The following is a 25,052-nucleotide window of genomic DNA, read 5'->3' on the forward strand; positions in this document are numbered from 1 at the left end:
GTGACGCTGATCGACCTCGGTGACATGGACGGCAACACCGACGCGCGTGCGCTGCCCCCGCCGTCGCGAGCCGTCGGCCGGCCCGTGCGGGTGGCACTGACGGTGCTGCTCGTGCTGGTGACGTTGACGGCCTCCGCCGGGCCGGTGGTCCAGAGCCGGGCGACCGTGCCGGCGGCTGCGGGTGCGGCCGTCTTCCTCTCCGGGGAGCGGCTGTTCGTCGTGCAGCCGCCACCCACCAGGGCCGACGACGGCCGGTCGGAGCTGGTGACGTACCCGGTGCCGCAGCGGGCGGCGCCGGGTTGGCAGCGGCCCGAACCACTGTGGCGGGTTCCGCTGCCCCCGGGAAGTCGGAGCTGGCGGGTCGAGGTGGTGTCCGCCGGGGTGCTGGTGTCGGTGTCCGGGCGGGAGCAGACGACCCTGCTGCTCGACGCCGACACCGGTCGGACCCGGTGGACGGCCCCGGGGATCGCCATCACCGACGGCTCCGACCAGGTCCTGCTGCAGACCCTGGCGAACCAGCCGACGCTGCGGGCGGTGGAGCTGGCGACGGGCCGCGAACGGTGGGCCGTGCCGGTGCCGATGACGGGGGTGGACCAGCGCTTCCGCGACGGCGTGATCGACCGCGTGGTACGCGCGCTGCCCGGCGGCCCCGTGGAGGTGCTCGACAGCCGCACGGGATCGGTGCTGCACCAGCTCGACCCGTCGGCCGGGCAACGGCCCATCCACCATCAGGTCCAGGTGGCCGGTGACCTGGTGCTGATGGTCCGCAGCCGGCCGGCCACCCTCGTCGCGTACGAGGTGGACGGCCTGCGCCAGCGGTGGTCGACGGCGCTGCCCAGGGTGGGACGGGTCACGCCGTGCGGTGTGCTGTTGTGCGTCGTCGGGCAGACCGGGGGCGTGCGGGCTCTCGATCCCGCCACCGGGGCGGTGCGCTGGTACGCCGACGAACTCCGGGCGGTGCTCAGTGTCGCCGGCGGTCCGCTCGTCGGGATCCGGCCGAGCGACGACGGCGACCGGATCCAGGTGCTCGACCCGGCCACCGGCCGGGTCACGGCCGACCTCGGCACCTGGCAGCTGGTGCCGTGGGCCGACCGTGACCAGCCGCTGCTCGTCACCCGCGGCGCGGCCGGGGGCGGGCTGGTGCTCGCCGAGGTGATCGACTCGGCCGGCGGGGTGCGGATCCGCGAGGTCATGCACGACGCCGTCGGCGGTTGCGTCACCGGTGGTGGCGCGGTCGCCTGCCTGCTGCGCGAGGACACCGGTGGGGGTGTCGGCGTGTGGCAGCTCGACTGACCACACCGCGTTCGCCGGCGTTGCCGCCCCGGCGACGGTGGGTGACTCCGGTTTGGCGGCCGGCACTAGGTTGTCGGATGGTCACGGCGAGGAGGTCGCGGTATGCGGGTGCTGGTGGTGGAGGACGAACGTAATCTCGCCGACGCTATCGTCCGGGGGTTGCGCAAGCGCGGGATGGCGGTGGACGTCGCGTACGACGGCGACAGCGGCCACGAGATGGCCTTCGTGACCCGGTACGACGTGGTGGTGCTCGACCGGGACCTGCCCGGCATGCACGGCGACCAGATCTGTGCCGAGCTGGCCGCCTCCGGCGCACTGACCCGGGTGCTGATGCTGACCGCCAGCGGCACCGTCGCCGACCGGGTGGAGGGGTTGCAGCTCGGTGCGGACGACTACCTGCCCAAGCCGTTCGCCTTCGACGAGCTGGTCGCCCGGGTGCAGGCGTTGGGCCGCCGGGCCACCCCCGCCGCGCCGCCGGTGCTCGCCCTGGCCGACCTGGAACTCGACCCGGCCCGCCGGGTCGTCACCCGGGGCGGTCAGCCGGTCGACCTGACCAACAAGGAGTTCGGCGTGCTGTGCGAGTTGCTGAAGGCGCGCGGCGCGGTCGTCTCCAGCGAGGAACTGCTGGAACGCGTCTGGGACGCCAACACCGACCCGTTCACCACGATCGTCCGGGTTACGGTGATGACGCTGCGCAAGAAGCTGGGCGACCCGCAGCTGATCGAGACGGTGGTGGGCGCGGGCTACCGCACGGCCGGGGTGGTTTCGTGAGCGTGAGGAGTGAGCCGGTGTTGCGAGCCCCGCAGTCGCGAACCGGGGTGGTTTCGTGAGCGTGAGGAGTGAGCCGGTGTTGCGAGCCCCGCAGTCGCGAGCCGGGGTGGTTTCGTGAGCGTGAGGAGTGAGCCGGTGTTGCGAGCCCCGCAGTCGCGAACCGGGGGTGACCTGGCGGCCGGTTCGCCCCGGCTGCGGCCGACGTTACGGCTGCGGCTCACGCTGCTCAACGGCGTCCTGCTGGTGGGTGCGGGCGCGATCCTGGTGCTGCTGGCCTGGCTGCTGGTCCGCGACGCCCTGCGCCCCACAGACGAGCTGCTGCCCGGCACGACGGTGGTGCTGGCCGACGGTCGCACGCTGGACGCCGCGCAGTGGCAGCGGCAGCTGGCCGACTCCGCGTCGGGGGAACTGCTGGCCAAGGGGCTCGGTGCGCTGTTGGCGATCAGCGCGGTCGGGGTGGTCGGCGCGTACGCGGTCGCCGGCCGGGCGCTGCGCCCGCTGCACCAGGTCACCGCCACCGCCCGCCGGCTCGGCGAGACGACGCTGGACCAGCGCATCGGCTACTCGGGCGCGGACGACGAGGTGGCCGAGCTGGCCGACACCTTCGACGCGATGCTGGATCGGATCACCGCCGCCTTCGCGGCGCAGAAGCGGTTCGTCGCCAACGCCTCACACGAGCTGCGCACCCCGCTCGCCGTCATGCGAACCGAGATCGACGTGACGCTCAGCGACGACGAGGCGGACACGGACGAGTACCGCCGGATGGCCACGGTGGTGCGTGACGCCTCCGAGCGGGCCAACGGGCTGGTCGACGCGCTGCTGGTACTCGCCCGTAGTGAGGCGCAGACGGGCCGGCGGCTCGGCCGGCGTACCGAATGCGACCTGGCCGTCGGCACCGCCAACGCGTTGTCGGCGGTACGCCGCGAGGTGGAGCGGATCAAGCTGCGGGTGCAGACCTCGTTGGAGTCCGCGCCGGTGGTCGGCGATCCCGGACTGCTCGACCGGCTGGCCGGCAACCTCGTCGAGAACGCGGTCCGCTACAACCACCTGCACGGACGGATCTGGGTGCGGACCGGCTCCGACGGATCCCGGTCCTGGCTGGTGGTGGGCAACACCGGTTTCGAGGTGGACCAGGCCGACGTGCCGGGGCTGTTCGAGCCGTTCCGGCGGGGCGGGCAGGAACGCACGGGCGCCCGGGGCTCCGGGCTGGGGCTCTCCATCGTCCGGGCGGTCTGCGACGCGCACGGCGGCACCGTCAAGGTGCTCGCCCAACCGGGCGGTGGACTGGAGGTCACCGTGACCCTGCCCTGCGCCGACAACCTTCCGGCGGTGGCCGCCAGCGCCAAACGGCGAGCCGGACCGTAGCCGCCACGGGCTGGGCCGGAATGCCCAGGCCCGACAAGGCCCCTGCCGCGACACGCCTCGGTTACCGCTGACCGCCCCGTCGGTGCCCGGACGCGGCGGGCCCCCGGCCACACGTCCTCCGGCAGCAGGCAGCGGGTGGAGTCGAGGTGGCGGGGGCCCGGTCTGGTCGTCGCGTCAGCCCCGCTGTTGCACCTGGGCGCGGATGGTCGCGAACTCCCTGGCGGCTTCCGGGCCGGAGGAGAAGTAGACGACGAACAGGGCCAGGCTGCCCCGGTCCGCCCAGACGCAGACGCCCAGGGGCACGTTGTCGGTCTTGCCGTCGGCGCACCGCGCCTCGCCGCCGAGCGGCCCCGCGTCGATGGTGCGGATGTCGCGGACGGCCAGTTCCTTGGACAGCGCCGAAATGGCGTCGACCAGTTCCTGGTTCGGGTTGAGGATCAGCCCCGACGCTCCCGCCAGCATGATCATGTCCTGTTTGGCGGGGTCGCCGTAGAACGCGCCGACCGCGCTGGTCTCGTTGCGTACCGAGGACTTCATGTCCCGGACCATCTGGTCGGCGACAGCGGTGAACTCCGGTTCGGTGAGCTTCGGCCGCCCGGCGAGGGTCGTCGGCGCGACCAGTCGGGTTCGCCCCGCCGGCGCCGGATCCGTCGATGTGCCGGGGTCCGCCGAGGCGTCGGGGTCGGCCGGCGGGGAGCTGCTCGGCACCGGTGGGTTGGACGCGCCGGGCGTCGGGCTGGCACTCGCCGAGGCGGTCGGGTCGGCGGGATCGTTGTCGGACAGGGCGTACCAGGCGAGGCCGCCACCGCCGCCGAGGCACAACAGCAGGGTCACTGCGGAGAGCAGACCCACCAGGAGGCTGGTGCGGGACGTCTTCGGCGGTGGGGCGTACGGCTGCACGGGCGGGTACCCGGCGTAGCCGGGATCACCGTGCGGCGGGAAGCCACCCGGCCCCGGGTGGGCCGCCGGCTGCGGGTGACCGGCGTACGGCTGTGGCTCGCCGTATGGCTGTGGCTCGCCGTATGGCTGTGGCTCGCCGTACTGCGGCTGTTGCTCGGCTGGCGGGGGCCAACCACCGGCGGCCGGTTCGCCGTAGCGTGGTTGCTCGCCGGGCTGCGCCCAACCGCCGGCCGGCGGGGGCGGCGGCCAGCCAGCCTGCGGAGGATGACCGCCGGCGGGCGGGTAGGAACCGTACGGCGAGCCGGGCTCCGGCTGCGACGGGTGGGGGTCGGCCGGGGGTGGGTACATCGGTCAACTCCAGGTGTGGAAGGCGGGCTGATGGTAGCCAGCCGGCGCCACAGCCACTGCCCCGGCCACGGGGAGGCGCGCCGGCCCCGCCGGCACTGGTGCGACGGGGCCGGGCGGCCCCGGTCAGGAACGCTGCTCGACCTGGCCCCGGATGGTCACGAGCTCCGACTCGGCCTGAGCACCGGTCTTGAAGAACATCACGATCATGCCGAGGCTGCCCTTGTCGGCCCAGACGCAGACGCCCAGCGGGACCTCGTCGGTCCTGCCGTCGCCGCAGCGGGCCTCACCGCCGAGCGGACCCGGCTCGACCGGCCGCATGCCGGTGACGGTCAGCTCGGCCGAGAGACCGCCGATCGCGTCGTCGAGCTCCTTCTTCGGGTCTGCCATCAACCCGGACGCTCCGGCGATCATCACCAGGTCCTGCTTGGCGGGGTCGCCGTAGAACGCGCCCACCGCGCTCGTCTCGTTCTGCACCGTCGACTTCATCTCGCGGACCATCTGGTCGGTGAGCGCCTGAAGCTCCGGTTCGGTGATCTTCGGCCGGCCGGCGAGGGTCTCCGGAGCGACCAGGCGGGTCTTCGTGGCGTCGACCGCCTCGGTGACCTCGTCCTTCAACGCGAACCAGGTGACGCCGGCGCCTGCGGCGCAGAGCACCAGCACCACGGCGAGCACGATCAGCAGGATCTTGCCGGCCTTCGACTTCCGCGGAGCCGGCGGAACCGGGAACCCGCCCTGCGCGGGGACCCCTTCCTGCGGGGGGAACCCGCCTTGCGCCGGGAACCCGCCCTGCGCGGGGAACCCGCCCTGCGCGGGGAACCCGCCCTGCGCGGGCGGATACGCGCCCGGCTGCGGGAAACCGGGGGTGGGCTCGGACGGGTGGGGGTGGCCTGACGGCTGGGACATTCGGTCAGCTCCTGATGCGGGGTGCGAAGGGCTGATCGTAGCCAGACCGGGCGACATCCACCGATCCGAGAAGCCACACCCCGGTGGACGTGACACGACCGCGGTGGCCGCCCGTGGGGGCGACCACCGCGGTCGTCGGGGAGCGGGTGGGGTCAGGCGTTCAGGCTCGCCACGCCGGGCGGTAGGAACCGCCGGCCGGTGACCCGCTCGCTGGTGCCCGTCCGATCCAGGTACGGCGTGACGCCGCCCAGGTGGAACGGCCAGCCGGCACCGAGGATCATGCACAGGTCGATGTCCTGCGCCTCGGCCACGACACCCTCGTCGAGCATCAGCCGGATCTCCTGCGCCAGCGCGTCGAGCGCGTTCTGGCGCACCTGCTCCTCGGTGAGCGGCTGGTCGCCGACCACGAGCAGCTTCGCCACCTCGGCGTTGATCTCGTCGTCGACGACGATGGGCTGGCCCGAGTCGGCGATCCGCTTGAGGTTCTCGCTGACGCCGAACCGGTCCGGGAACGCGGCGTGCAGGGTGCCGCCCACGTGGTACGCCACGGCCGGGCCGACCAGCTGGAGCAGGGCCAGCGGGCGCATCGGCAGGCCAAGCGGGTCCAGCGCGCGGTTCGCCACCTCCAGCGGTGTGCCCGCGTCGACGGCGGCGAACACGGTGCCGAGGAACCGCGTCAGCAGCCGGTTCACCACGAACGCCGGGGCGTCGGAGACCAGCACGCTCGACTTCTTGAGCTGCTTGCCCACCGCGAAGGCGGTGGCCAGGGTCGCGTCGTCGGTGCGCTCGCCCCGGACGATCTCCAGCAGCGGCAGCACCGCCACCGGGTTGAAGAAGTGGAAGCCGACCACCCGCTCGGGGTGCTCCAGGTCCTCCGCCATCGCGGTGATCGACAGCGACGACGTGTTCGTCGCCAGCACGGCGTCCGGCTTGACGATCTTCTCCAGCTCCGCCCAGACCTGCTTCTTGATGGCCAGGTCCTCGAAGACGGCCTCGATGACGAAGTCGGCATCCGCGAAGACACCCTTGTCGACCGAACCGCTGACCAGGCCGTACAGCTTGGCGGCGGTGCCCTTGTCCATCCGGCCCTTGCTGACGGCCTTCTCGATCTGGGCGTGCACGTAGCCGACGCCCTTGTCGACGCGGGCCTGGTCCAGGTCGGTCATGACGACCGGCACCTGGAGGCGGCGGGCGAACAGCAGGGCGAGCTGGCTGGCCATCAGCCCGGCACCCACGATGCCCACCTTGGTCACGGGGCGGGCCAGGCCCTTGTCCGGCGCGCCGGCCGGCCGCTTGGCCCGCCGCTGCACCAGGTCGAAGGCGTACAGGCCGCTGCGCAGCTCCTCGGAGAACACCAGGTCGGCCAGCGCCTCGTCCTCGGCGGCGGTGCCGGTCGCGAAGTCGGCGTCCTTCGCCGTCTCCAGCAGGTCCAGCGCCCGATAGGCGGCCGGGACCGCGCCGTGCAGCCGGGAGTCGAGGGTCTGCCGGGCGAAGTAGAGCACGCCCGCCCACATGTCCTTGTCGACCTCGGGCCGGGTCACGGTGACCTCACCCCGGACGACCCCGGCGGCCCACTCCAGGGACCGTTCCAGGAAGTCAGCCGGCTCCAGCAGGACGTCAGCGATGCCAAGCTCGGCGGCCTGCTTCGGCTTGAGCATCTTGTTCTGCATCAGCGGGTTCTGGATGATCACCTGGGTCGCCGCCGGGATGCCGATCAGGTTCGGCAGCAACTGGGTGCCGCCCCAGCCCGGGATGAGGCCGAGGGAGACCTCGGGCAGCGCCAGCGCCGCCGCGCCGGCCGACAGCGTCCGGTAGTGGCAGTGCAGCGCCAACTCCAGGCCACCGCCCATGGCCGCCCCGTTGACGAAGGCGAAGGTCGGGACGTCGGCGTCCTTGAGCCGGGCGAACACCCGGTGGCCCAGGCGGCCGACCTCCAGCGCCTGCTCGCGGTCCGCGAGGGCCGGCAGGCTGGTGATGTCGGCGCCGACGCAGAAGACGTACGGCTTACCGGTGACCGCGACGAACGCCGGGTTCGCCGCCAGGGCGGCGGTGATCGCCTCGTCCAGGCTGGTCAGGCCGCCCGGGCCGAAGGTGTTCGGCTTGGTGTGGTCGAAGCCGTTGTCCAGGGTGATCAGGGCGGCCGGACGGTCCAGCCCCGGTACGTCCACCTGGCGCAGCAGCGCCTTCGTGACCACCTCGTTGGGTGCCGTGAGCGCGCTCACCGTACGCTCTCCGTTCGCGACTGCGGGACTCGCAGGCCCGGCTCGTTCCTCGCGCTCACTTGTCTCCCTCCCAGTGGGGGTTCTCCCAGATGACCGTGCCGCCCATGCCGATGCCGATGCACATCGCGGTCAGGCCGTAACGCACCTCCGGATGCTCGGCGAAGTGCCGGGCGAGCTGCGTCATCAGCCGCACGCCGGAGGAGGCGAGCGGGTGGCCGATGGAGATCGCGCCGCCCCACGGGTTGACCCGGGGGTCGTCGTCGGCGATGCCGAAGTGGTCGAGGAAGGCGAGCACCTGCACGGCGAACGCCTCGTTCAGCTCGAACAGGCCGATGTCGTCGATGGTCAGGCCGGCGATACGCAGCGCCTTCTCGGTCGACGGGATCGGACCGACGCCCATCACCTCCGGCTCGACGCCGACGAAGCCGTACGACACCAGCCGCATGCCGATCGGCAGGCCCAACTCGCGGGCGACCTCCTCGGCGACCAGCAGGCTGGCGGTGGCACCGTCGTTCAGGCCGGCCGCGTTGCCCGCGGTCACCTTGCCGTGCGGGCGGAACGGGGTCTTGAGGGTGGCGAGCTTCTCCAGCGAGGTCTCGCGGGGCGCCTCGTCGGTGGTGGCCAGGCCCCAGCCGGTCTCGGGGTCGCGCACCGCGACGGGCACCAGGTCGCCCTGGAGCTTGCCGTTGGCGTACGCCTTCGCGGTCTTCTGCTGGGAGGCCAACGCGAACGCGTCGGTGCGCTGCTTGGTGATGTGCGGGACCCGGTCGTGCAGGTTCTCCGCGGTCGCGCCCATCACCAGCGCGGACGGGTCGACCAGCTTCTCCGCGATGATCCGCGGGTTGGGGTCGACGCCCTCACCCATCGGGTGGCGGCCCATGTGCTCGACGCCACCGGCGATCGCGACGTCGTACGCGCCCATCGCGATGCCGCTGGCCACGGAGGTGACGGCGGTCATCGCGCCGGCGCACATCCGGTCGATCGAGTAGCCGGGCACGGTCTTGGGCAGCCCGGCCAGCAGAGCGGCGGTGCGGCCGATGGTCAGGCCCTGGTCGCCGATCTGGGTGGTGGCGGCGATGGCGACCTCCTCGACCCGCTCCGGTGGCAGCTGCGGGTTGCGGCGTAGCAGCTCGCGGATGCAGCGGATCACCAGGTCGTCGGCGCGGGTGTTGGCGTACATGCCACCCGCCTTGCCGAACGGGGTGCGGACGCCGTCGACGAACACGACATCCCTAACTTCACGGGGCACTTGAGCCTCCTCTTCGACCATGATCCGGCTTCCGTACCGCTGGGCGGCGTTCCGGCCGAACACGGTCGCCGGCACTTGGGCGTTTCCCCGGATGCTACTCGTCAGTAATAAGGCGCGTCCCCACCCCCGGCTGTGGCCCATCCCACATCCGAGCCCGGCGGCCGAGTTGGTCCGGGTCGGCCCGTACCGGCGGACCGGTACGGCTCCCGGGCGAACCACCCGGTGAACTCGGCGGGCCAGCGGATCCGCTGGGATCACGGAGGCCGGCCGGTTGCGATGGGGTTAGGGGGCGGGGGAGGTCGGGGCTGGTGGGGTGGGCTGGGCCGGCGGGGCTGGTGCGGTCGGCGGCGCGAGGGCGTCGGCGAGGTCGGGCAGCAGGAGCCCGATCTGCCATTCGCGGGCGCCCAGGCTCCGCAGGGTCTCCGCCACCGTCTCCTCGGTGACCTGCTCCGGAGGTTGCCAGGCCAGCCGACGTACCGAGTCCGGGGCGATCAGGTTCTCCGGTGGCAGGGTGTGTGCGCCCGCCACCCGAAGCACCACCTCGCGGCTGCGGGTCAGCCGCCCGGCCGCCACCGGATCACGCTCGGCCCAGCGGTGTGGCGGCGGCGGACCCTCCACCGCCGGGGCGACGGGCAGCGCCTCGTCGGGTAGCTGCCGGGCATCGTCCAGCGCCGACAGCCAGGTGCGGGCCAGCCGGCGCACGGAACGGCCACCGAAGCCGGGAAGGGTGAGCAGCGTTCGCTCGTCCTGCGGGTCCAGTTCGGCGGCGGCGATGATCGCGGAGTCGGGCAGCACCCGGCCCGGGGCGGCGTCCCGCCGGGCAGCGATCTCGTCCCGCGCGTACCACAGCGAGCGGACCCGGGCCTGCGCCCGCGCCCCCCGCAGCCGGTGGATGCCCGAGGTGCGCCGCCACGGATCCGCCCGTACCCGGGGCGGGCGCGCCCCGGTGCGGACCAGCGCGTCGAACTCCTCGGCCGCCCACTGCGACTTGCCCTGTCGGCGCAACTCCGCGTCGAGGGCGTCCCGGAGGTCGACCAGCATCTCCACGTCCAGCGCGGCGTACGTCAGCCAGGACTCCGGCAGCGGTCGGCTCGACCAGTCCGCCGCGGAGTGGTGCTTCTCCAGGCGATAGCCGAGCAGGTGCTCGGTGAGCGCCGCCAGGCCCACCCGCTCGAACCCGGCCAGCCGTGCGGCCAGCTCCGTGTCGAACAGCCGGCGCGGGCGCAGCCCCAGTTCCGCGAGGCAGGACAGGTCCTGACTGGCGGCGTGCAGCACCCACTCGGTATCGGCGATCGCCGCGTCGAGGGCACTCAGGTCGGGCAGGGGCAGCGGGTCGATCAGCGCGGTGCCCGCGCCCGCCCGGCGCAGCTGCACCAGGTAGGCCCGCTGGCTGTAGCGGTAACCGGAGGCGCGTTCGGCGTCGAGCGCCACGGGGCCGGTGCCGGTGGTGAAACGGGCCACCACCTCGTCGAACTCGGGCGGCGTGGTCACCGGCTCAGGGGTGCCGTCGCGGGGCGCGGTCAGCGGCACGGGGCCGCCCGCACCCGGGTCGGTCCCCGTGTCGGCCGGGGTCGAGGCGGCTGACGGCGGCTGGTTGATCTCGTCTCCCGTGCGGCTTTCGGCGGCCCGACGGTGCAGGGGTGATTCGTCGGTCACCTGACAACCCTAGTGCGCCGGAGGATCACCCCGCGCGCACCCGCCCCGTAGCGTGTCCCCACCCGACCAGCCCCCACCCCTCACCCCGGGCCCCCGGCCGCCCGCGGGCCTCCGCGCTGAGCGTCGATCATGAAGTTGGGGCGGACGGGGCGGGCGTTCTGCTGGACAACCAGATGATGAACCGGCCGGGTCGACCGACCGGGGGCCACACCGACCGGGCCAGCCGGGTTCGGGGCCAGCCGGGGCCGGAACGGGTCAGGGGTGGTGGCGGGACGGCGGGAGGACAGGGGGGTGACGCCGGGTGGGGGGAGGCCCGCGGTGGAGGCGAGCAGGACGCACCACGCCTCCAGATGCGGCGCGAGGTCGTCGTCGGTGGGCGTCCAGGAGGCGCGGATCTCGATGTCGCCCGCGGCGGGGGGGCCCGCCAGGTCGCCGAACCGGGTCGACATGGTCTGCGTGATCGTCCCGCCGATCGCCCGGTACCGGGCGTCCTCGGTCTCGAGTGCGTCGGTGAGCCACGTCCAGCCCACGCCGGGTAGCAGCGGGTCGGCGGCCAGATCGATCTCCAGCTCCGCCGTCACGTACGTGACCAGCCGCAGGGTGCCCTGCCATGCCTCGTGTCCCGTCGGATCGTGCAGCAGGATCAACCGACCCGTGGCCACCTCGTCGCCGTCGCGCAGCACGGTCGCCGACAGCGCGAACGTGTACGGGGCGAGCCGCTGCGGCGCGCCCACCTCCTCCAGGAGGATCTCCGACCGCGGTACCGCCGACCGCAGCCCGGCGACCGCGCGGGCGAAGGTCTCCGGGAACGGGATCGGGGGGGCCATGCCGGCAGCCTATGCCGCTGTCGGCCAGCCCGCCGGGACGGCACGCCGACGGGCGGCAGGCCGAGGGGACGCAGACACCGGCGGGGCGGCGGGGGTGCTGACGCGGCGGGCCGACGGGTTGCACTCGACCGGGCGGCAGGCCGAGGGGGGTGGAACAGACCGACGGCGGGCAGGTGGACCGGCGGGTGGTGGCGGGCACCGGTGGCGGGTGGGCCCCGTGTCGTCCCGCGCCTCGGCGGGTCCCTTCTTCGTCCGTGTCCTTTCACGTCACAAAAGGCGGCGCTGCCGGTCGTCGTCACCATGCCGCGTGGCACGATTGCCGCGATGACCACCGACACGACGGGCACCGCCGCCCGAGACGACGAACCCCGCCCCGGCGGACCGGCCGACTCGCCCTTCGTCCGGGCCTGCCGGCGTCGGCCCGGGCCACACACGCCCGTCTGGTTCATGCGCCAGGCCGGCCGGTCGTTGCCGGAGTACCGGGAGATCCGGGCCAACGTGGCGATGCTGGAATCCTGCCGCCGCCCCGAGCTGGTCACCGAGATCACCCTCCAGCCGGTGCGCCGGCACGGCGTCGACGCGGCGATCCTGTTCAGCGACATCGTCGTGCCGGTTGCCGCCGCCGGCATCGACCTGGACATCGTGCCGGGCACCGGGCCGGTGGTCGCCGAGCCGGTGCGCACCGCCGCCGACGTCGACCGGATCCGGCCCATCGGTCGCGACGAGGTGTCCTATGTGGACGAGGCCGTCCGGATGCTGGTCGGGGAGCTGGGCGGCACCCCGCTCATCGGCTTCGCCGGCGCCCCGTTCACCCTGGCCAGCTACCTGGTCGAGGGTGGCCCCTCGCGTACCCACGCCAGGACGAAGGCCCTGATGTACGGCGATCCCGACCTGTGGCACGCCCTGGCCGGCCGGCTCGCCGACGTCACGCTGTCCTTCCTGCGGGTGCAGGTCGACGCGGGGGTCTCGGCGGTGCAGCTGTTCGACTCCTGGGCCGGAGCGCTCTCCGAGGCCGACTACCGGCGGTTCGTGCTGCCGCACTCGGCGAGGGTGCTCGCCGGGCTGGCCGACGCGGGCGTGCCCCGCATCCACTTCGGGGTGGGCACGGCCGAGCTGCTCGGCGCGATGGGCGAGGCCGGCGCCGACGTGGTCGGCGTCGACTGGCGGACGCCGCTGGACGTCGCCACCCGCCGGGTCGGCCCCGAGCGGGCGGTGCAGGGCAACCTGGACCCGGCGGTGCTGCTCTCCCCCTGGCCGGTGGTGGAGGCCGAGGTGCGCCGGATCCTGGAGCAGGGCCGCGCCGCCCCGGGGCACGTGTTCAACCTGGGCCACGGGGTGCTGCCGGAAACCGACCCGGATGTGCTGACCCGGGTGGTCGCGCTCGTGCACGACCTGTCCGTCCGCGCGGCCGACCGGGGCTGACCGGGATGTCAACGCCGTGGCGCATCGCGGTGGTCGGTGGTGGGATAGCCGGGCTGGCCGCCGCCGTACGGCTCGCCGACCGCGCCCCCGCCGGCACGCGGATCACCGTGTACGAGCAGTCCGGCGCCCTCGGCGGCAAGCTGCGCACCGGCGAGCTGGCCGGCGGCCCGGTGGAGTTCGGTGCCGAGGCGTTCCTGATGCGCGATCCGGCCGGCGGGGAGTCGGCGGTGGTGGCCCTGATCCGCCGGCTCGGGCTGGCCGACCGGATAGTGCACCCCACCGTCGGGCAGGCCGCGCTCGCGGTCGACGGTGCCCTGCGGCCGATCCCGGGCGGCACGCTGGTGGGCGTACCCGGGGATCTGGAGCAGGTGGCCACGGTGGCCCGGCCGGTCGAGGACGGTGACCGCGACGGCGGCCGGCCGCTGCTCGGCGCGGACGACGACGTGTCCGTCGGCGCGCTGGTCCGCGCCCGGCTCGGCGACGAGGTCGTCGACCGGCTGGTCGATCCGATGCTCGGCGGTGTCTACGCCGGCCGGGCCGACGACCTGTCCCTGGTCACCACCATGCCCGCGCTGGCCCGCGCCGCCCGGGTCGAGCACACCCTGGTGGGTGCGGTGCGTGCCGCGCAGGCCGCCGCCCCGCGCGCCCCGGGCCAACCCGTCTTCGGCACCCTCGCCGGTGGGTTGGGCACCCTGGTCGACGCGGCCGTCGCGGCCAGCGGCGCGACCGTCCGCCGCGATGCCGCGGTCCGCGAGCTGACCCCGGCCGGCGGTGGTTGGCGGCTCACCGTCGGACCCACCCGCGATCCCCAGCACGTCGAGGCGGACGCGGTGGTGCTTGCCGTGCCGGCCCGGCCGGCGGCCCGGCTGCTCACGGACCTCGCCCCCGACGCCGCCACCGGGATTGGTGGCCTGGACTACGCCAGCGTCGCCCTGGTCACCCTGGCGCTGCCCGAGCCGCCGCTGCCCGAGCTGTCCGGCTTCCTGGTGCCCGGCACCGAGGGGCTGCTGATCAAGGCGTCCACCTTCTTCACCGTCAAGTGGGGGCACCTGCGCCGGCCGGACGGGCTCGCCCTGGTGCGTGCCTCGGTGGGCCGGTACGGCGAGGAGGCCCAGCTCCAGCGACCCGACGAGGACCTCGCGGCCGTCGTGCACCGGGAGCTGTCGGCGGTTCTCGGCGTGCCACTGCCCGCCCCGGTGGCCGGGCACGTACAGCGGTGGGGCGGTTCGCTGCCGCAGTACACCCCGGGTCACCGCGACCGGGTGGCCGCCGCGCGCGCGGCCCTGCGGGCGGCCCACCCCACCGTCGCCCTGGCCGGCGCCGCCTACGAGGGCGTCGGCATCCCGGTCTGCGTCCGCTCCGGCGAGACGGCGGCCGAGGAGATCATCACCGCACTGGGAGGTTCCGGAACATGACCGAGCAGAGCAACGCGGCCCGGCTGCGCGAGCTCAACGAGACCATCCGCTACACCATGTGGTCGGTGTTCCGGGCCAGCGCGCCCCTGCCGTCGCTGCGCGACAACGTCACCGGTGAGGTCGAGTCGCTCTTCGAGGAGCTGGCCGGAAAGGACGTGACGGTGCGCGGCACGTACGACGTGTCGGGGCTGCGCGCCGACGCCGACCTGATGATCTGGTGGCACTCGTCGTCCAGCGACGCGCTCCAGGACGCCTACCTGCGGTTCCGGCGTACCACCCTGGGCAAGGCCATGACGCCGGTCTGGTCGCAGATGGCGCTGCACCGCCCGGCCGAGTTCAACAAGAGCCACATCCCGGCGTTCCTCGCCGGCGAGGACGCCCGGGCGTACCTGTGCGTGTATCCGTTCGTGCGGTCGTACGAGTGGTATCTGCTGCCGGACGCGGAGCGACGGGAACTGCTGGCCGAGCACGGGCAGATGGCCCGCGGCTACCCGGACGTGCGGGCCAACACCGTGGCCTCGTTCGCCCTCGGCGACTACGAGTGGATGCTCGCCTTCGAGGCAGACGAACTGCACCGGATCGTGGACCTGATGCGGGACCTGCGGGCCTCCCGGGCGCGAATGCACGTGCGCGAGGAGGTCCCGTTCTACACCGGCCGTCGCCGCTCGGTGGCCGAGATCGTCAACTGCCTGGTCTGAGCCGGCATCCGGCATCCGGCATCCGGCTGCCGGCTGCCGGCGTTCGTCGGCCGGGAGCCGTTCGCCGTCGGCCGGCTCGGGGTGACACCCGGGCCGGCCGGGCGAGGATACGCGCTACGACGGCCGGGCCGGTCGGGGCCGCGCCCGAGGGAGGGAGAGACGGCCCCGACCGGGGTATCAGGCGGTCGTGCAGGTCAGCATCGGCGCGTTGGCGCTGCCGCTGCCGAGGAAGCCGAACGTGGTGCTGGCTCCGGCCCCGAGGCTGCCGTTCCAGCCGACGTTGCGGGCCGTCACCCTGTTCCCGCTCGTCGTCACGGTGGCGTTCCACGCCTGGCTGAGCTGCTGCCCGTCCGCGTACGTCCAGGTCACCGACCAGCCGTTGATGGCCGACCCGCCAGCCGTCACCTGCACCTCACCCTGGAAGCCACCGCTCCAGGTGTTGGTGACCCGGTACGTCGCCGTGCAAGCCCCCGCCGGCGGCGGGGTGGTGGGCGGTGGCGTGGTGGGCGGGGGAGTGGTGGGCGGCGGGGTCGTGGGTGGGGGAGTGGTGGGCGGCGGCGTGGTGGGCGGCGGGTTGGACCCGCCGAACTGCACGTCGCTGCACAGGTAGTACGACTGGTCCAGGTGGCTGGCCTGCCAGATGGTGTAGACGACGTGCCGGCCCGTGCGGCCGGGCGCGTTCGCCGGGATGTCGATGGAGACGCCACCGGTCTCCTGCCGCCACTGGGAGGCCGGAGTGTTCCCGATCTGACCGACCAGCTCCAGGTCGGACCAGGCCAGCGGCTCGGTGAGCGGATCGTAGCCCTGCCTCGTCACGTACACCCGGATGTAGTCGGCACCGTGGCTGGCCTGGTCGAACAGGCGGACCCGGAAGTTGTTCGAGACCGAGGTCGTCCGCCAGGCCCCGACGGCGTCGAGGGCGTTGTAGCGACCACCCTCGGTACGGCCGGCGCTGCACAGCTGGCCGTCGGGGATGGCGCCCTGGTGGTTGCCGCCGACGCCCTCGCGGAACAGGCCGTTCCAGTTCCACATGGCGTTGGAGTTGGCCTGCCAGGCCTGCCAGCACATCGGATCCTCGGTGGCCATCCGGGGATTCTGGAAGTCGCCGCCCCACCGCTGCCAGCAACCGTAGTTGCGCGACGCGGGATCGACGACGGATCCGTGGGCCGAGGCCGGGTTGGCCAGGGCGGTGGTGAGCAGCAGTGTGGCGGTGACCGCGACGGCCACTGCCCACAGCGCGCGGGATGATCGGAGCAGAGTGGACACGAAGCCCCCAGGGGGAGTTGTCGGACTGCGATACCGCCCGGACGGCGGGGAGTTGCCCCCTCCCGCGCCGACTGCGTGGCTGCTGGCTCCGTGCGAAGAATGACACAATGTATTGCCGAGCGTCAATGGGGAAACCCTTTTCGAGTCGGCCGGCGACGCGCCCCCCGGCGGTCAGCCGTCCCGGCGCATGGGGGTGTGCGGGATGCCGTCCTCGAGGTACTCGTCGCCGCTGACCACGAAGCCGTACCGGGCGTAGAACCCGACCAGGTGCGACTGGGCCTCCAGCACGCACGGTCGACCGCCGGCCTCGTCGAGGGCGGCGGACATCAGCCGGCCGGCGTGTCCGCCGCCGCGCGCCGTCGGTGCCACCACCACCCGACCGATGCGGGCCACGCCGCCGGGCTCGGTCAGGATCCGCAGGTACGCCAGGGGAATCCCGCCCTCGGCCAGCCAGGCGTGGCGGGTGCCGGGTTCGACGTCGCGGCCGTCGAGTTCCGGGTACGGGCAGGACTGCTCCACGACGAACACGTCGATGCGCAGCTTCAGCAGGTCGTGGAAGGTGCGGACGTCCAGCTCGGTGAACGGCGCGATCCGGAGCACGGCGGTCTGCGACGGCATGCCGCCAGGCTAGGGCGTGCCCCGGTCCTGGTCGATGCGGGGGAGGCCGGATCGGGTCGGGCCCGGGTCAGGCCGGGCGGGAGCCGACGGCGTCGCGGATCTGCGCGCCCTGCTCGCCCTCCTCGGCACGGGCGCAGTGTGCGCAGCAGAAGAAGCGGCCGGAAACCTCGACCCCGTGCCCGACGATCCTGATCTGGCAGTGTTCGCAGATCGGTGCCAGCTTGTGTACCGCGCACTCGAAGCAGTCGAAGGTGTGCACGTCGCCGCTGACCGTGCGCACCTCGAACGCCATCCAGTAGTCGTTTCCGCAGACCTCGCAGGTTGCCACGACAGACCCCTCCAGCCGGAACGTGTTTCCTCCAGCGTGGGGCAGCGCGGGCGGCCGGGCGGGCGGAACGGCCGACATCGACCCGTTCCGGCGGCGCGTCGGCACCGGCGTGTCGGCCGTTGTACCCGGTGACGCCGTGACCCCCGGGAGGAACATGATGATCAAGCGCAACCGGCTCTTCGGCACGCAGACCCGGGTCACCTTCTGCCTGCCCCGGGACGCCCCGCCCGGCCCGGTCAGTGTGGTCGGGTCGTTCAACGGCTGGGAGCCGGGTCGGCACGAACTGGTGCCCCGCCGGGACGGCACCCGGACGGTGACGGTCCGGCTCGGGCCGGGGGAGCACCGCTTCCGCTACCTGGCCGCGGGCGGCCTCTGGCTGGACGACGAGTCGGCCGACCGCGTCGACGACCAGGGCAGCCTGCTGGTGCTGTGACCGGGGTGGTGTGGTGACCATCCGCGGCGCTCGGCGGGTGGGTGGGCGTCCCAGACCACTCTTATCGACAGGAGTCTTTACTGTTAACAAGCTTTAATTTATGTTGGTGGCACCTCACCAGGCTTTCTCCCGAAGGAGTGCCGCTGATGCGTCGAAGAATCACCCTCCCACTCCTGGCGACCGGTGCCGTCGTCTCCTCCCTCGCCGTGGCCGCGCCGGCCCAGGCCCACGGCTACGTCTCGTCACCGCCCAGCCGACAGGCACTCTGCGCGCAGGGCCGGGTCCCCGACTGCGGCCAGATCCGCTACGAACCGCAGAGCGTCGAGGGACCGAAGGGCCTGCGCAGCTGCCACGCCGGCATCGCCCACTTCGCCGTCCTCAACGACGACAGCCGTGGCTGGCCCGCCACCTCCGTCGGCACCTCGGTCACCTTCACCTGGGTGAACACCGCCCGGCACTCCACGGCCAACTGGGAGTACTTCGTGGGCGGCACCCGGGTGGCCGTGTTCGACGGCGGCGGACGCCAGCCCGGCGCCACCGTCTCGCACACCGTCAACCTGGGCGGCTACCCCGGTCGGCAGAAGGTCCTCGCCGTGTGGAACATCTCCGACACCGCCAACGCGTTCTACTCCTGCGTCGACCTCCAGGTCGGTGGTGGTGGGGGCGGCCCCACGCCGAGCCCGAGCCCGACTCCGCCACCGACCTCCCCGCCCCCGCCCACGCCCACGCCCACCGCCACCAACCCGCCCGCGCCGGGCGGCACCTGGACGGCGGGCCGGGCGTACGCCGTCGGCGACCAGGTCACCTACGGCGGATCCGCCTACCGTTGCCGGCAGGCGCACACCGCTCTCGCCGGCTGGGAACCGCCGACCACCCCCGCCCTGTGGAGCCGGGTCTGAGCGACGGGTGCGGCCGGGTCAGCCGGACTCGGCCCGGCCGCGCACCCCGTACCCGCAGCGCACCGCACCGCGACCCGGCGCGGCGGCGGGACCGCTGGTGGCTGCCGACCCTGGTGGCCGTCCTGCTGTCCGCCGGCTGCGTGACGTCCGCGCCACCGGCGGATCCGGCGTCCGCGCCGCCGCCGTCGGCCGGCGCCCCGTCCGCGTCGACTCCGAGCGGACTCGACCTGCTGTACCTGTCGATGACGCTCGCCCACGTCGAGCAGACGCTGGAGATCGTCGCGCTCGTCCGGGGCCGGGTCGCCGACCCGCAGCTGCGCACCCTGGTCGCCGCCGTCGAGGTGACCGAGGCCGACGAGCGCGACACCGTGCGGGGCTGGCTGCGCGAGGCCGGGCGGGACGGCCGTGACGACCACGACCACAGCGGGCACGTCACCGCGGCCGACGACCTGGCCCGGCTGCGTACTGCCGCCGACGGCGAGGTCGACGCCGTGCTGGCCGGCGTCCTCTCCGAGCATCAGCGTGCCGCCGCCGACCTGGCCCGGGCGCACCTGACGGCCGGCTCCGACCCCCGGGTGCTCGACCTGGCCGGGCGGATCGAGCGGTCCCGTACCGCCCAGGTCGCCATGTTGGCGGGACTGCCGTCGCCCGAGCCGTGACCCGGTGTCCGTGGGGCGGGCGGGGCAGACGCCGATCGGTCAGGCGGGACGCGGCTCCAGCCGGAGGGAGACAGAGTTCACGCAGTGCCGGGTGTCCTTCGGGGTGAAACCCTCGCCCCGGAAGACGTGCCCGAGGTGGCTGTCGCAGCGGGCGCAGCGGATCTCGGTGCGCACCATGCCGAGACTGGAGTCGTCCACCTCACGGACCGCGCCCGGGATGGCGTCGTCGAAGCTGGGCCAGCCACAGTGCGAGTCGAACTTGGTGTCGCTGGGGTACAACTCCGCACCGCAGGCCCGGCAGTGGTACATGCCGGCCGTCTTCGTGTCCACGTACTCGCCCGTCCACGGGCGCTCCGTGCCGGCCTCACGCAGCACCCGGAACTCCTCGGGGCTGAGCCGGACCCGCCACTCGTCCTCGGTGCGGGGCAGTTCACTGTCGTCGAGACTCACCCACCAACGGTACGTCGAACGTCGGACCTATCGCATATGGTCGCGGCCATGGGTGGCACGAAGGCTGCGGCCGAGCAGATCGAGGTGGGCGGGCACACCGTCAGGTTGAGCAGTCCCGACCGGGTGATCTTCCCACAGCGCGGCTTCACCAAGGCCGACGTCTTCCACTACTACCTCGGGGTGGGAGAGGGCATCGTCCGCGCCCTGAGCAGGCGTCCCACCACGCTGCAGCGCTTCCCCGACGGCATAGAGGGGGAGGCGTTCTACCAGAAGCGGGTGCCGGCGCGAGGCGTGCCGCCCTGGGTCGAGACGGCCGAGATCACCTTCCCCAGCGGTCGCACCGCCGCCGAGTTGTGCCCGACCGACCTGGCCCACGTGGCCTGGGCGGCCCAGATGGGCACCGTCGTGTTCCACCCCTGGCCGGTGCGTGCCGCCGCGCCCGACCAACCCGACGAGCTACGGGTCGACCTCGATCCGCAGCCCGGCACCGACTTCGCCGACGCGGCGGCTGCCGCGGCCGAGCTGCGCGGGCTCCTCGACGAGCTGGGGGTGCCCGGCTGGCCGAAGACGTCCGGCGGCCGGGGCGTGCACGTCTACCTGCGCATCCAGCCCCGCTGGACGTTCGTCGAGGTGCGCCGCGCGACCATCGCCCTCGCCCGGGAACTGGAACGCCGCCGGCCGGAGCTGGTCACCACCGCCTGGTGGAAGGAGGAGCGCGGCGAACGGGTCTTCGTCGACTACAACCAGATGGCCCGCGACCGCACCATCGCCTGCGCGTACTCCCTCCGGGCCAACGGCCGGGCCACCGTCTCCACCCCCGTCACCTGGGAGGAGCTGGCCCAGGTCGATCCCGACGACTTCGACCTGCGCACCGTTCCGGCCCGGCTGGCCGAGCGGGGCGACCCGCACGCCGGCATCGACGACGCCGGGTGGGACATCACCCCACTGTTGGAGTGGGCCGAGCGGGACGCCGCCGCCGGTCAGGGCGACCTGCCGTACCCGCCGGACCACCCGAAGATGCCCGGTGAGCCGAAGCGGGTGCAGCCGTCGAAGGACCGCGACCGGCCGCGCTGACCGGCCCACCGGCCGCTGCCGCGGGTCGGCGCGGCAGACTGGCGGGCATGGTTTCCACGGCAGGGGTGATCAGGGGGCTCGTGGGCGTCTACCACGCCGACGGCGGTCTACGCGGCGAGCTGGCGTACGTCGTCGGCAAGCTGCGGGGGACGGCCGAGTGCGCGCTCTGCGACATCACCCACGGTGCCCTCGGGCGCAAGCGGGAGTGGCGGGAGCTGCTACCGCAACTGGGTGTCCCGGTCGACCTGGTGCACCTCAACGAGCGGACCGCCGAGGTGTGCGCCGCCAGCGAAGGGCGCACGCCGTGCGTGCTGGCCATGACGGGCACCGGCCCGGTACCGCTGCTCGGCCCGGCCGACCTCGCCGCCCTCGACGGCAGCGTGGCCCGCTTCGCCGCGCGGCTGCGCGCCGCCGCCGACGAGGCGGGGCTGCGCTGGGCGGCCACAACCACGGGCGCCTCCGCGCCCCGTGTGCGGTGACGACACCGGCGGCTCAGAGGGCGAGCTTCATACCCTCGTGACTGGCGACGAAGCCGAGCCGCCGGTAGAAGCGGTGCGCGTCGTCACAACGGCGGTCAACGGGCCGGGCAGCGCAGCCCCTCCCGGGGAACGGTCAACTCGATCAGGTAGGCGTCGACGGCCTCGGTGATGCACCGCGTCTGCGGGTACGCCGTGTGCCCCTCACCCTCCCAGGTGAGCACCCGACCCACGCCGAGCATGTCGGCCAGCGCGGGGGTCTGCTCGTACGGCGTCGCCGGGTCGCCCGTCGTGCCCACCACCAGGATCGGCGGGGCACCCTCGGCCCGGCCCGTCGGGTAGGGGTCCCGCCCGCCCGGCCACTCCGTGCACGACAGCATGCCCACCGCCAGCGCCGGGCCGAACAGCGGGTACTTCTGCCGCCACTGCGACTGGAGTTCGCGGATGCGTTCCCGGCTCGGCCGCTCCTCCTCGTCGGCGCAGTTCACCGCGAGGTTGGCGTCGAACAGGTTGCTGTAGTGGCCGTCGGAGTCCCGGTCGGCGTACGCGTCGGCGAGGCGGAACACCTCGTCGGGGTCGCCGTCGGCCAGGCGGTCGATCGCCCGCGCCAGCTCCTGCCAACCCGACTCGGTGTAGAGCGACGAGATCACCGCGTAGAAGACCCAACCCGCGGTGGCCTCCCGGCCGTCCGCCGCCCGTACGGGGGAGACCCGGGCCTTGTCGATGGCCGACGTCACCGCCGCCCGCGCGTCGGGCGCGATCGGGCAGCGCCCCGCGTTGGCGGCGCACCACCGGGTGAAGTTGGCGAACGCCCGCTCGAAGCCCTTCGCCTGGCTCTCCGAGCCGGCGATCAGCCCCTGGCGGGGGTCCACCGCGCCGTCGAGCACCAGCGCCCGCACCCGCTGCGGGTAGAGCTGGGCGTACGTGGCGCCGAGCAGCGTGCCGTACGAGTAGCCGAGGTAGGTCAGCTTCTCGTCGCCGACGGCGTTGCGGACGGCGTCCATGTCCCGGGCGGCCTGCTCGGTGCTGTAGAGCACGAGCTGGTCGCCGTACCTGTCCCCGCACCCCGCCCCGATCCGCTGGGTGAGTGCGACGTAACCGTCGAACGCCTGCTGGCTGGCCGGATCGGGGTCGTAGCCGAAGCTGGCGTCCAGGTCGGCGTCGGAGATGCACTCCACGGGGCTGGACCGGTCCACTCCGCGTGGGTCGAAGCCGACGATGTCGAAGCGTTCGGTGATCGAGTCGGGCAGCCCGCCGAACGACGGCCCGAACGACAGGTAGACGGCCGTGTCCACCCCCGAGGCGCCCGGCCCGCCCGGGTTGACCACCAGGGAGCCGATCCGGTCGCGCTGCTTGGTGGAGCGGGCCCGCAGCAACGCGATCTCGAAGGTCTCCCCGGCGCCGGGGCTGGCCGACGCGCCGCCGCCGTCACCCCAGTCGCGGGGGACCTGGATCCGCGCACACTCGTAGCGCATGCCCGGTGCGCCTCGCCCGACCAGCTGCTCGGGGACCTCCGGGCAGGCCCGCCAGGTCGGCGACGTGCCCACCGCGGCGGCCTCGCTCTCGGCGTCGGTGCGCGGCGCGAACGCCGGCAGCGTGCAGCCGGCGGCGACCAGCGCACCGGCGACCAGGCCGGCGAGGGTGAGGCGGAACCGGCTGAACCGGTCGGCGGTACGGGTCACGAGCGGGCCTCCGTGGTGGGGTCGACGGCCAGGCTACGCGGGGTCGCGCGAGGCCCCCACGGGCACCGCCGGATCGCCCCGCAGGACCTGGTCCACGTCGAACCGGACCGGACGGTCGAGCTGGTCGTAGCGGCACGAGCGGGGGTCGCGGTCGGGGCGCCAGCGCGCGAAGCGGGCCGTGTGTCGGAACCGGTCGCCCTCCATCGCGTCGTAGGCCACCTCGACGACCAGCTCGGGTCGCACCGGCTCCCACTCCAGGTTCTTGCCGCCCGTCCACCGGCTCACCCCGCCCGGGATGCGCTGCCCGCGTTCGTGGTCGCCGTGCGCCCACGGGTGGTCGTCGCCCACCTCCCGGTAGGGAGCCAGCTCCTCCAGCAGCTCGGCGCGGCGGGCCATGGTGAACGAGGCGCTCACGCCGACGTGGTGCAGGATCCCCTCGTCGTCGTAGAGGCCGAGCAGCAGCGAACCCACCACCGGACCGGACTTGTGCCAGCGGAAGCCGGCCACCACCACGTCGGCGGTACGGGTGTGCTTGACCTTGAACATGAGCCGCCTGCCCGGCTCGTACGGCAGGTCGGCGGGCTTGGCGATCAGGCCGTCGAGCCCGGCGCCCTCGAACACGTCGAACCAGCGGTGGGCCGTGTCGACGTCGGTGGTGACCTGGGTGACGTGCACCGGCGGGCGCACCCCGGCCAGAGCCTGCTCCAGCCGGGCCCGGCGCTGCGGGTAGGGCAGGTCGAGCAGCGCCTCGTCGCCCAGGGCGAGCAGGTCGAACGCGACGAAGTCGGCCGGGGTGGTCTCGGCCAGCAGCTTCACCCGGGACGCGGCCGGGTGGATGCGTTGGGCCAGCAGCTCGAAGTCGAGCCGAGGCTGGGCGCTCGGGCCGTCGCGCCGGATGACGATCAGCTCACCGTCGACGGCGCAGCGTTCCGGCAGCTGTCGACGGGCCTGCTCCACCACCTCGGGGAAGTAGCGCGTCATCATCTTGCCGCCCCGGCTGGCCAGCTCGACGGAGTCGCCGTCGCGCAGCACGACGCAGCGGAAACCGTCCCACTTCGGCTCGTAGGTCATGCCGGCCGCGGTGGGGATCTTCGACACGCTCTTGGCCAGCATCGGTTCGACGGGCGAAGTGATCGGCAGCTCCACGGCGACCAGTCAACCAGACGCCACCGACAGTCGTGAGCAGGATCACGGTGGGTGGACGGGCGCCGTGTCCGGCGGAGCCCCGCCCGTCACCGCCGGGCGAATCAGAAAGCCGCTGCTCAGAGCTACTTTCGCGGGGTGTCTGAGTGGGTGTGCGGGTGTTGCGGGCGATGGCGGGTGACCGTCGAGCTGATCCGTGGCCGGCACCGCTACCGCCTGGTGCGGCGGTACCCGCCGAGCTTCGGCGGCGGCAAGGACGTGCTCGGCGAGGTCGGTTCCGTGGCGGAACTGGAGGACCTGCTGCGCAGGCGTACCCCGCTGGGGCTGGCCGACCTGCGCGAGGCCGCCTGAGCGTCACCGACCGGGCCCGGTCCGGTCAACCGCAGGCGGAACCGTTCGGGTCCGCCACCGGGGTCAACCGCTTCTCCAGCAGGGCCAACCGGATGCCGTTCGGGTCCGGCCGGTGGCCCACCACCTGGTAGCCGTGCCGGTGGTAGAGGCGCAGGTTCTGCCCGCTGTCGGCCCCGGTGAACAACGCGAACCGCGACACCCGGTCGGCGCAGGCGGCCTCGACCGCGCGCAGCAGTCGACCGCCGAGGCCCCGGCCCTGCTGGTCCGGGGCCACCGACAACCGCCCGACGTGCGCGGTGCCGCCCTCGACGCGGGCCCGCACCGAGCCGACCAGACGTGACCCCAGTCGGGCGGCCAGCACCACCTGCCCGTCGGCGAGCGCGGCCCGCACCTCCTCCAGGGTCTCGGTCAGCGGCGGCAGGAACGGGTCGGCGTAGCGCTGTGCCTCGACCACGTAGGCGGCGCGCTGCACGGTGAGGATCTCGCCAGCGTCGACGGGAGCCGCCGGGGCGATCAACGCAGTGGTCACGCCGCCAGCCCACCACACCGTCGCCACCCGGCACCCGGCGGCCCGGCCGTACGCTGGCGGCATCGCAGTCGAGCC

24 protein-coding genes and 2 pseudogenes are annotated in these 25,052 nt (G+C 73.6%); 12 read left to right on the plus strand and 14 right to left on the minus strand.

Annotation, left to right across the window (positions count from 1 at the left end; translation table 11 throughout):
* The 3 genes from GA0070616_RS20725 (at position 1) to GA0070616_RS20735 (ending at position 3,429) form a co-directional block, all read left to right on the plus strand.
* Positions 1–1,293, plus strand: a complete 1,293-nt coding sequence (locus GA0070616_RS20725; protein ID WP_091085677.1) for an outer membrane protein assembly factor BamB family protein — start codon at positions 1–3, stop codon at positions 1,291–1,293.
* A 102-nt stretch (positions 1,294–1,395) separates the two neighbouring features.
* Complete coding sequence (locus GA0070616_RS20730; protein WP_091085680.1) at positions 1,396–2,064, plus strand: response regulator transcription factor; 669 nt, start codon at positions 1,396–1,398, stop codon at positions 2,062–2,064.
* 171 nt (positions 2,065–2,235) lie between these two features.
* Positions 2,236–3,429 carry a sensor histidine kinase gene (locus GA0070616_RS20735; protein WP_091091285.1) on the plus strand — a complete coding sequence of 398 codons (1,194 nt, stop codon included), beginning with the start codon at positions 2,236–2,238 and terminating at the stop codon, positions 3,427–3,429.
* 174 nt (positions 3,430–3,603) lie between these two features.
* On the opposite strand, the gene GA0070616_RS20740 is transcribed toward GA0070616_RS20735, so the two are convergent.
* The 6 genes and pseudogenes from GA0070616_RS20740 to GA0070616_RS20765 all read right to left on the minus strand — a co-directional run.
* Positions 3,604–4,677, minus strand: coding sequence for a hypothetical protein (locus GA0070616_RS20740; RefSeq protein ID WP_091085683.1), 1,074 nt, complete (start codon positions 4,675–4,677; stop codon positions 3,604–3,606).
* 123 nt (positions 4,678–4,800) lie between these two features.
* Complete coding sequence (locus GA0070616_RS20745; protein WP_091085686.1) at positions 4,801–5,580, minus strand: hypothetical protein; 780 nt, start codon at positions 5,578–5,580, stop codon at positions 4,801–4,803.
* A gap of 152 nt (positions 5,581–5,732) precedes the next feature.
* Entirely contained in the window at positions 5,733–7,802 is a 2,070-nt protein-coding gene (locus tag GA0070616_RS20750; RefSeq protein WP_091085690.1) for a 3-hydroxyacyl-CoA dehydrogenase NAD-binding domain-containing protein, read from the minus strand.
* Between the two features lie 55 nt (positions 7,803–7,857).
* Positions 7,858–9,051, minus strand: a complete 1,194-nt coding sequence (locus GA0070616_RS20755; protein ID WP_091091288.1) for a thiolase family protein — start codon at positions 9,049–9,051, stop codon at positions 7,858–7,860.
* Positions 9,052–9,333: 282 nt separating this feature from the next.
* The gene (locus GA0070616_RS20760) at positions 9,334–10,707 is read right to left on the minus strand and encodes a ribonuclease D (protein ID WP_091085694.1); all 1,374 of its coding nucleotides are present in this window, start codon (positions 10,705–10,707) and stop codon (positions 9,334–9,336) included.
* Between the two features lie 266 nt (positions 10,708–10,973).
* A pseudogene (locus tag GA0070616_RS20765) lies at positions 10,974–11,534 on the minus strand (DUF3000 domain-containing protein); the annotation flags it as partial.
* A gap of 324 nt (positions 11,535–11,858) precedes the next feature.
* Between GA0070616_RS20765 and hemE the strand changes: the two are divergent.
* From hemE to hemQ, 3 genes are read left to right on the plus strand one after another with little or no spacing between them, the layout of a single operon-like run.
* Positions 11,859–12,956: a uroporphyrinogen decarboxylase gene (gene hemE, locus GA0070616_RS20770; protein WP_091085702.1), complete on the plus strand. Its 1,098-nt coding sequence runs from the start codon at positions 11,859–11,861 to the stop codon at positions 12,954–12,956.
* Between the two features lie 5 nt (positions 12,957–12,961).
* Positions 12,962–14,371: a protoporphyrinogen oxidase gene (gene hemG / locus GA0070616_RS20775; protein WP_091085708.1), complete on the plus strand. Its 1,410-nt coding sequence runs from the start codon at positions 12,962–12,964 to the stop codon at positions 14,369–14,371.
* Positions 14,368–15,069 (plus strand): hydrogen peroxide-dependent heme synthase, encoded by a 702-nt coding sequence (hemQ, locus tag GA0070616_RS20780; RefSeq protein WP_091085711.1) that lies wholly within the window; start codon positions 14,368–14,370, stop codon positions 15,067–15,069. Before hemG ends, hemQ begins: the two co-directional genes overlap by 4 nt.
* A 177-nt stretch (positions 15,070–15,246) precedes the next feature.
* Here the strand turns inward: hemQ and GA0070616_RS20785 are convergent, their stop codons facing one another.
* The 3 genes from GA0070616_RS20785 to GA0070616_RS20795 all read right to left on the minus strand — a co-directional run bounded on the left by GA0070616_RS20785 (position 15,247) and on the right by GA0070616_RS20795 (position 17,281).
* Positions 15,247–16,335: a lytic polysaccharide monooxygenase auxiliary activity family 9 protein gene (locus GA0070616_RS20785; protein WP_091085714.1), complete on the minus strand. Its 1,089-nt coding sequence runs from the start codon at positions 16,333–16,335 to the stop codon at positions 15,247–15,249.
* A gap of 171 nt (positions 16,336–16,506) precedes the next feature.
* The gene (locus tag GA0070616_RS20790; protein WP_091085718.1) at positions 16,507–16,953 is read right to left on the minus strand and encodes a GNAT family N-acetyltransferase; all 447 of its coding nucleotides are present in this window, start codon (positions 16,951–16,953) and stop codon (positions 16,507–16,509) included.
* A 67-nt stretch (positions 16,954–17,020) separates the two neighbouring features.
* Positions 17,021–17,281: a Prokaryotic metallothionein gene (locus GA0070616_RS20795; protein WP_091085721.1), complete on the minus strand. Its 261-nt coding sequence runs from the start codon at positions 17,279–17,281 to the stop codon at positions 17,021–17,023.
* 157 nt (positions 17,282–17,438) lie between these two features.
* Here GA0070616_RS20795 and GA0070616_RS20800 point away from each other — a divergent pair, with 157 nt between their 5' ends.
* From GA0070616_RS20800 to GA0070616_RS28930, 3 genes are all read left to right on the plus strand, one after another.
* Complete coding sequence (locus tag GA0070616_RS20800; RefSeq protein WP_091091291.1) at positions 17,439–17,714, plus strand: isoamylase early set domain-containing protein; 276 nt, start codon at positions 17,439–17,441, stop codon at positions 17,712–17,714.
* A gap of 146 nt (positions 17,715–17,860) precedes the next feature.
* A complete protein-coding gene (locus GA0070616_RS20805; protein ID WP_091085725.1) occupies positions 17,861–18,613 on the plus strand; it encodes a lytic polysaccharide monooxygenase in 753 nt (250 codons plus the stop codon).
* Positions 18,598–19,272, plus strand: a complete 675-nt coding sequence (locus GA0070616_RS28930; RefSeq protein ID WP_245712846.1) for a DUF305 domain-containing protein — start codon at positions 18,598–18,600, stop codon at positions 19,270–19,272. The genes GA0070616_RS20805 and GA0070616_RS28930 overlap by 16 nt, the downstream gene beginning before the upstream one ends.
* A gap of 39 nt (positions 19,273–19,311) precedes the next feature.
* On the opposite strand, the gene msrB is transcribed toward GA0070616_RS28930, so the two are convergent.
* Positions 19,312–19,722 carry a peptide-methionine (R)-S-oxide reductase MsrB gene (msrB, locus tag GA0070616_RS20815; RefSeq protein WP_091085728.1) on the minus strand — a complete coding sequence of 137 codons (411 nt, stop codon included), beginning with the start codon at positions 19,720–19,722 and terminating at the stop codon, positions 19,312–19,314.
* A gap of 48 nt (positions 19,723–19,770) precedes the next feature.
* Here msrB and ligD point away from each other — a divergent pair, with 48 nt between their 5' ends.
* Together ligD and GA0070616_RS20825 are read left to right on the plus strand one after the other, a co-directional pair.
* On the plus strand, positions 19,771–20,796 hold the full coding sequence (gene ligD / locus GA0070616_RS20820) for a non-homologous end-joining DNA ligase (RefSeq protein WP_091091297.1): 1,026 nt from the start codon (positions 19,771–19,773) through the stop codon (positions 20,794–20,796).
* Between the two features lie 47 nt (positions 20,797–20,843).
* Positions 20,844–21,275 carry a hypothetical protein gene (locus GA0070616_RS20825; protein WP_139128951.1) on the plus strand — a complete coding sequence of 144 codons (432 nt, stop codon included), beginning with the start codon at positions 20,844–20,846 and terminating at the stop codon, positions 21,273–21,275.
* 13 nt (positions 21,276–21,288) lie between these two features.
* On the opposite strand, the pseudogene GA0070616_RS29480 reads toward GA0070616_RS20825, so the two are convergent.
* From GA0070616_RS29480 to GA0070616_RS20835, 3 genes and pseudogenes are all read right to left on the minus strand, one after another.
* Positions 21,289–21,393, minus strand: a pseudogene (locus tag GA0070616_RS29480) (GNAT family N-acetyltransferase); the annotation flags it as partial.
* The gene (locus GA0070616_RS20830) at positions 21,371–22,954 is read right to left on the minus strand and encodes an alpha/beta hydrolase (protein WP_091085735.1); all 1,584 of its coding nucleotides are present in this window, start codon (positions 22,952–22,954) and stop codon (positions 21,371–21,373) included. The pseudogene GA0070616_RS29480 and the gene GA0070616_RS20830, both read right to left, overlap by 23 nt.
* 33 nt (positions 22,955–22,987) lie before the next feature.
* Complete coding sequence (locus GA0070616_RS20835; protein ID WP_091085738.1) at positions 22,988–24,100, minus strand: ATP-dependent DNA ligase; 1,113 nt, start codon at positions 24,098–24,100, stop codon at positions 22,988–22,990.
* Between the two features lie 135 nt (positions 24,101–24,235).
* Here GA0070616_RS20835 and GA0070616_RS20840 point away from each other — a divergent pair, with 135 nt between their 5' ends.
* Positions 24,236–24,448 (plus strand): hypothetical protein, encoded by a 213-nt coding sequence (locus tag GA0070616_RS20840; RefSeq protein WP_091085743.1) that lies wholly within the window; start codon positions 24,236–24,238, stop codon positions 24,446–24,448.
* Between the two features lie 25 nt (positions 24,449–24,473).
* Here the strand turns inward: GA0070616_RS20840 and GA0070616_RS20845 are convergent, their stop codons facing one another.
* Positions 24,474–25,040, minus strand: a complete 567-nt coding sequence (locus GA0070616_RS20845) for a GNAT family N-acetyltransferase (RefSeq protein WP_091085746.1) — start codon at positions 25,038–25,040, stop codon at positions 24,474–24,476.
* Positions 25,041–25,052 lie beyond the last annotated feature (12 nt).

Source organism: Micromonospora nigra (assembly GCF_900091585.1).
GTDB classification, from domain to species: Bacteria; Actinomycetota; Actinomycetes; order Mycobacteriales; family Micromonosporaceae; genus Micromonospora; species Micromonospora nigra.

Bases quoted from the DNA above. Each gene is read 5' to 3' on its own strand.
- GA0070616_RS20730 (WP_091085680.1), top strand. From the start codon at position 1,396: ATGCGGGTGCTGGTGGTGGAGGACGAACGTAATCTCGCCGACGCTATC.
- GA0070616_RS20740 (WP_091085683.1), bottom strand. From the start codon at position 4,677: ATGTACCCACCCCCGGCCGACCCCCACCCGTCGCAGCCGGAGCCCGGC.
- GA0070616_RS20745 (WP_091085686.1), bottom strand. From the start codon at position 5,580: ATGTCCCAGCCGTCAGGCCACCCCCACCCGTCCGAGCCCACCCCCGGT.
- hemE (WP_091085702.1), top strand. From the start codon at position 11,859: ATGACCACCGACACGACGGGCACCGCCGCCCGAGACGACGAACCCCGC.
- hemG (WP_091085708.1), top strand. From the start codon at position 12,962: ATGTCAACGCCGTGGCGCATCGCGGTGGTCGGTGGTGGGATAGCCGGG.
- hemQ (WP_091085711.1), top strand. From the start codon at position 14,368: ATGACCGAGCAGAGCAACGCGGCCCGGCTGCGCGAGCTCAACGAGACC.
- GA0070616_RS20790 (WP_091085718.1), bottom strand. From the start codon at position 16,953: ATGCCGTCGCAGACCGCCGTGCTCCGGATCGCGCCGTTCACCGAGCTG.
- GA0070616_RS20800 (WP_091091291.1), top strand. From the start codon at position 17,439: ATGATCAAGCGCAACCGGCTCTTCGGCACGCAGACCCGGGTCACCTTC.
- GA0070616_RS20805 (WP_091085725.1), top strand. From the start codon at position 17,861: ATGCGTCGAAGAATCACCCTCCCACTCCTGGCGACCGGTGCCGTCGTC.
- ligD (WP_091091297.1), top strand. From the start codon at position 19,771: ATGGGTGGCACGAAGGCTGCGGCCGAGCAGATCGAGGTGGGCGGGCAC.
- GA0070616_RS20825 (WP_139128951.1), top strand. From the start codon at position 20,844: ATGGTTTCCACGGCAGGGGTGATCAGGGGGCTCGTGGGCGTCTACCAC.
- GA0070616_RS20845 (WP_091085746.1), bottom strand. From the start codon at position 25,040: ATGCCGCCAGCGTACGGCCGGGCCGCCGGGTGCCGGGTGGCGACGGTG.